This is a genomic window from Vagococcus sp., from assembly GCF_052102835.1.
Lineage (GTDB): Bacteria > Bacillota > Bacilli > Lactobacillales > Vagococcaceae > Vagococcus.
In genome coordinates, this window is sequence record NZ_JBQEIL010000020.1 from 1 (window position 1) to 4,727 (window position 4,727).

Annotated in this window: 7 protein-coding genes; all 7 read right to left on the reverse strand. The window is 34.7% G+C overall.

What is annotated here, in order from left to right; all coding sequences use genetic code 11:
• Nucleotides 1-423: 423 nt before the first annotated feature.
• The 7 genes from ACTJFD_RS11385 to ACTJFD_RS11415 all read right to left on the reverse strand — a co-directional run bounded on the left by ACTJFD_RS11385 (nt 424) and on the right by ACTJFD_RS11415 (nt 4,577).
• Entirely contained in the window at nt 424-1,773 is a 1,350-nt protein-coding gene (locus ACTJFD_RS11385; RefSeq protein WP_023349279.1) for an FAD-dependent oxidoreductase, read from the reverse strand.
• 137 nt (nt 1,774-1,910) lie between these two features.
• Nucleotides 1,911-2,534, reverse strand: coding sequence for a cysteine hydrolase (locus ACTJFD_RS11390; protein ID WP_023349278.1), 624 nt, complete (start codon nt 2,532-2,534; stop codon nt 1,911-1,913).
• 26 nt (nt 2,535-2,560) lie between these two features.
• Nucleotides 2,561-2,725 (reverse strand): hypothetical protein, encoded by a 165-nt coding sequence (locus ACTJFD_RS11395; RefSeq protein WP_153915025.1) that lies wholly within the window; start codon nt 2,723-2,725, stop codon nt 2,561-2,563.
• 73 nt (nt 2,726-2,798) lie between these two features.
• Nucleotides 2,799-3,389, reverse strand: a complete 591-nt coding sequence (locus ACTJFD_RS11400) for a TetR/AcrR family transcriptional regulator (protein ID WP_023349277.1) — start codon at nt 3,387-3,389, stop codon at nt 2,799-2,801.
• A 129-nt stretch (nt 3,390-3,518) separates the two neighbouring features.
• Nucleotides 3,519-3,788, reverse strand: coding sequence for a hypothetical protein (locus tag ACTJFD_RS11405; protein WP_023349276.1), 270 nt, complete (start codon nt 3,786-3,788; stop codon nt 3,519-3,521).
• Between the two features lie 186 nt (nt 3,789-3,974).
• On the reverse strand, nt 3,975-4,337 hold the full coding sequence (locus tag ACTJFD_RS11410) for a hypothetical protein (protein ID WP_011669076.1): 363 nt from the start codon (nt 4,335-4,337) through the stop codon (nt 3,975-3,977).
• Nucleotides 4,338-4,346: 9 nt separating this feature from the next.
• Nucleotides 4,347-4,577 carry a ComC/BlpC family leader-containing pheromone/bacteriocin gene (locus ACTJFD_RS11415; RefSeq protein ID WP_031297153.1) on the reverse strand — a complete coding sequence of 77 codons (231 nt, stop codon included), beginning with the start codon at nt 4,575-4,577 and terminating at the stop codon, nt 4,347-4,349.
• Nucleotides 4,578-4,727: the final 150 nt, after the last annotated feature.

Genomic DNA, 4,727 nt, shown 5'->3' on the forward strand with positions numbered 1-4,727 from the left:
TCCAATTCAATTTCGCTTGAATTACCAAAACAATTAAAAAAATCCAAGTATTTCTACTTGGATAAAAAGTCTAACTTTTGGGGTACACATCAGTTAACGGTTCTTAGAACATTATACTGCCACCGACTTTTAATCGGATACACTAGGACTTGTTAGCGCAATTCCTTTTTCTTTACCCTTATTTTATCACAACTTCGTTTTTTTGTCATCTCGTTTAATTAAGAAAGATAAACACTCTCATCTTCTCATAAAACTGTCATAATCTGCTCATATTGCTCAACTTTTCAAGGGTAATCGGGCAATTCATTAAATTGACTTAAAATAACTATTAAAAACTTTCGTTTTAATTATCAAGATATAAAAAGTTATTGGTAGTATGTCAGTAACTCATACTCGATTTCCATCAAATTTGACTATTTTATTTTACTTTACTTCATTTTTAGCGGCAAACAAATCATTTAATGCTTCAGTCATGGTTGGATGAGTGTAAATTTTGTCACGCAATAATGTGTAAGGCAAGCCTACTTCAATCGCAAGACTTATGAGATTAATTGTTTCATAAGATTCTTCTGCGTAAATTGTAATACCAAGAATTTTGTCTGTCTCTGGATCAACCAAAGCTTTGAGTAAGCCTTTAGACTGATTCAAGACAGCTGATTTTGGAATGGCTGTCGCAGCAAGTTTGAAGAGACGATAATCGATGCCCGCTGCTTTAGCAGCTTTTTCATTAAGGCCAACTTTAGACAAGGCAGGTGTGATAAACACAGAGGTTGGTACATTTTTGCGGTCAGACAGACTCCGCTTACCATCTCCATAAAGGTTATTACTTACAATACGGAAATCATCAAGGGAAGTGTAAGTAAATTGTAAACCGCCATGCACATCCCCAAGTGCCCATACATTTTGAACAGTGGTTTCAAGTTTATCGTTGACCACAATTTCTCCACGTTGACCAAGTTGAATATTAGTGTTTTCAAGTCCAAGTCCAGCAGTATTGGGTTTGCGACCTGTTGCAACCAAAATTTTATCTGATAAGATTGAAACTTTTTTGCCTTCTTTATTTATTATTTCAACGCTATTGTCAGTAATAGCATCAATCTTCACGCCAAGCTTAAAGATAATCCCCCTAGATTCAAGGTCGGAACGAACCAACTTCGAAATATCTTCATCATCACGAGGAAGGAAGTTATCGAAAATATCAAGAACTGTTACTTTTGATCCGTAACTTGCAAACATTGAAGCAAATTCAAGACCAATATAACCAGAACCAATAATCGTCAAATGTTCAGGAAGCTGCTTCAAATCCATTAATTCAGTTGAAGTCACAACATTTCTACTGTCCACAAGTCCGGGAATTGGTGGCAAGACAGGTGTCGCGCCAGTATTGATAAAGATACGTTCGCCAATTAGTTGTGCAATGACTTCACCCTCAGCATCCATCACTTCGATTTCGTGATCAGAGACAAATTTTGCTTTGCCATCAATAACTTCAGCTGTTGCTTCATCCGCAATCATGTGATAATTTTTTAGATTCAAATTACCTGTAAGCATCGCTTTTTTTTCTTCAGCTTCTGTGAATTTCAAACCTTTTTCACCGTTGACAATCAAAAATTTTGATGGAATACAGCCGATGTTGATACAAGTCCCACCATACATTAGAGTTGATTGTTCAATAACGACGACACTTTCTTTTTTTCCAGCAAGGAATTTGGCCAAGGTCTTTCCACCTTTACCAAAACCAACAACGATATTTTTTACGTCTATTTTTTTCATTTAAAAATCTCCAAATTTTAGTTTTGAACTAACTTATTATCCACGATAGATTTACCACAGCACCGAAGCTTTTAATTTTTTCAGTAGCTAGTTCATCAAATATTATTTTCATTTAATTTGCCTGTTTACCTATTGCTTCAAAGCTCTTCAAGAACTTTTGCTGTACTCATGGTGCGATCTGCAACAAATCCAAAATTTGTTATTGCTGCATCATAGGCTTCTTGACCAGGTGCTCCTGTTGCGTCAGCTGCAACGTGAACGTGAAAACCTAATTCTACGAGTTCACGCAAGTGTGAATCCACACAGAGATTTGCGTTCATTCCAGCCAAGATAACAGTATCAATGCCGTTTTTACGGAGTTGAAGCGCCAAGTCATTTGATTCGGGACCGAAGATTTTGTGGGGGCTTGTGATGATAGTATTTTCATCCAAGTAAGGTTTGAGTTCCTCCACGAAGTCTGCTCCTGAACCTTTCAATGTTTCTTGATACTGGTTTTCACGATGGAACATTTTATTATTCAACATCATTTGTTCGCCTTGACCACCAAATTTCCAGTTTTGGTCATGGTCGTAAAAGTAATGTGGTGAAATAAAGATTTTATAGCCTTTTGCTTTAGCATGTTTGAAGAGTTCTGTAAGATTCTCAGTGGTATGATATTTTCTGAGGATATCTTTTGTTAGACCATAGCCTGCACCTTTTGGTTTGAGGAATTCGACTTGTGGGTCTGTAACGACGAATGCTGTATTTTTGTTATTGAACATTTTGTTCTCCTTTAAATATAAAATTTTTATGATAATTCTGCAATGAGTTGCTTAAGTATCCCCTTACGAAGAACGTCTATGAATGTTTGACAACTTTGCCATCTTTTTTGAACATCGGCAATGGGATATTCTCTCCGAATCGCATCGGCCTGCAAAAGCTTGACTTTTTCTTTAGATTCAACTGCTGACATAAAGATTTACGTCGTATCACAGCAGTAGGCGGGGCAGGACCTGGTCCGATAACTATCATATCCAATTTTTTCATTATTTTTCTCCCACTTTTTCAAAACTAGTTTTTAATAAATCAAAATTTGATTCAAGAACATTTAAATCTTGAGTCACTTTCAAGAGTAGAAGACTTCCTTGAATTTGAGCAATAATTGCATGTGCTGCAGGAAGATTTTGTTTCACCAGCAGTCCTGTTAAAGCTGATAGATTTTCCGCAATTTTTTTTTGTAAATCTGAAAATAGTTGTTCAAGAGGTTTTCTAAAATCCTCATCTAGGGCGGAAAGCTCAATAACGAGATTACCTACAGGACAGCCGTAGTATATTTTTTTTTGCGCATGATCACTGTAAATCCAATCCAGCATCTCTTTCAAGTTTGCCAGTGGACTTTCATCTCTCGATAGGATTCCATTTAGCAAATGTGTTTGCCAAATTTTAACATGATTATCGATGACTGCTAGGCAAGCTTCTTTTTTTGAATCAAAGTAATAATAGAATTGCCCTTTGCCTGTCGCAGTTTCATCTAAAATATCATTAATAGAAGTCCCTGTATAACCTTTTTTATATATAAGCTGTTCTGTAGCCGTCAATATCTTTTCTTTCGTATTTCTCAAGTTGTACACCTCCATATCTTTAGATTCAAATGGTTAGATTAGATTGTATCTAACAACATTGTTTTGTACCACTTGGTATAATTATATTAACATCTTCTTTTTTGAAATACAAACATTTTGTACCGAATAGTACAAAACATATCATTAACTGTGTCCTAGTATAAAAAATGATTTTATCATTTCTAAAACCGCACTAACTGGTACCGATAATATAATATCATTACCCGAACCATCATTGCGTTTTACTTTTTTGTAGAGTTCACTTTGCGTAATCCATTCTACTTCTTTTGATAATTCTAATTTGGTATTTTCCCAGTAGGAATCATCAACAAGATAATCATCCAATATCATTGTTTGCCAATTCAATGTTCCCATGTTCTGTGTTGGAGACAAAAATGTCACAAAATATTTCAATATCTAATTCTCCTTATCTTCCTGGATAAAAAAATAGTGACACCACTGTCGAGAAAACTAGCTCAGACAATTGTTAGTAAATACTTTCTTGTCGTAGTTTTCCTTTTATATTCACGAATTTTTCCCAACACTAACGCTCAGCAAATCAGTTTAAAACCTAAAAAAATGCTCAAAGAGCGTTTTGATTCAAACACTATATTTTTTTAAAAATTTTTCTTTAGATACAACTTTGCGGTTGGTTATATCTAAATAATCTCCAATTTCACCCATCACATAAATATTGTTTCCCGCTAATCCACCAGCTAAACTTCCAGCAACAGAGCCCATAATTCCCAATTTTAAAGAACTTTTAGCTGAAGGTTTGATGCCATTCATTAGAATTTTTAATCTTTCGTCATACCAACTAAGATAATTTTCTTTAAAAGCATTTTTTACCCAATCTGGTTGTTCATTATTTTTACTTATTTCCCAGACATCTACAGTCTTATCTTTATAAATCGCTTTAATAATTATACCTCCTGTTAAATTAGAGAAAATCAATGTAAACATACTTCTCAATCAATCGTTTGGTGTACCACCACTACCATATGGATTATGATTATAAGCGTGAAAGCCCGTTACAACATTTAATTGATTAACTACTTGTTGGGCAGTTTGACCTGATTTAACACCAATTCCTCCAAGCCATCCTGCAAAAGCAGAACCCCATCCGCCTCCTCCACTAATTTCTTGAAGTTCCTTTTCAGACAACATTACAAATTGTTTTAAATTAAGTTCTTGGGTTTTCATTTTAAAAAACTCCTTTTCATTAACTTTGTAAGCACTTTTATTATATTCCTTTTTCATTCCCTTTTCAAGAATTAAAAATCCCTTATTGCTCCTGTCGGTTCTGTTGCAAAGTTTTCCAAAAAATCTATTTTAGTGTAAAATTGAGAAAAA

Coding starts and splice junctions, on each gene's coding strand:
- ACTJFD_RS11385 (WP_023349279.1), bottom strand. CDS start 1,773: ATGAAAAAAATAGACGTAAAAAATATCGTTGTTGGTTTTGGTAAAGGT.
- ACTJFD_RS11390 (WP_023349278.1), bottom strand. CDS start 2,534: ATGTTCAATAACAAAAATACAGCATTCGTCGTTACAGACCCACAAGTC.
- ACTJFD_RS11395 (WP_153915025.1), bottom strand. CDS start 2,725: ATGTCAGCAGTTGAATCTAAAGAAAAAGTCAAGCTTTTGCAGGCCGAT.
- ACTJFD_RS11400 (WP_023349277.1), bottom strand. CDS start 3,389: ATGGAGGTGTACAACTTGAGAAATACGAAAGAAAAGATATTGACGGCT.
- ACTJFD_RS11410 (WP_011669076.1), bottom strand. CDS start 4,337: ATGTTTACATTGATTTTCTCTAATTTAACAGGAGGTATAATTATTAAA.
- ACTJFD_RS11415 (WP_031297153.1), bottom strand. CDS start 4,577: ATGAAAACCCAAGAACTTAATTTAAAACAATTTGTAATGTTGTCTGAA.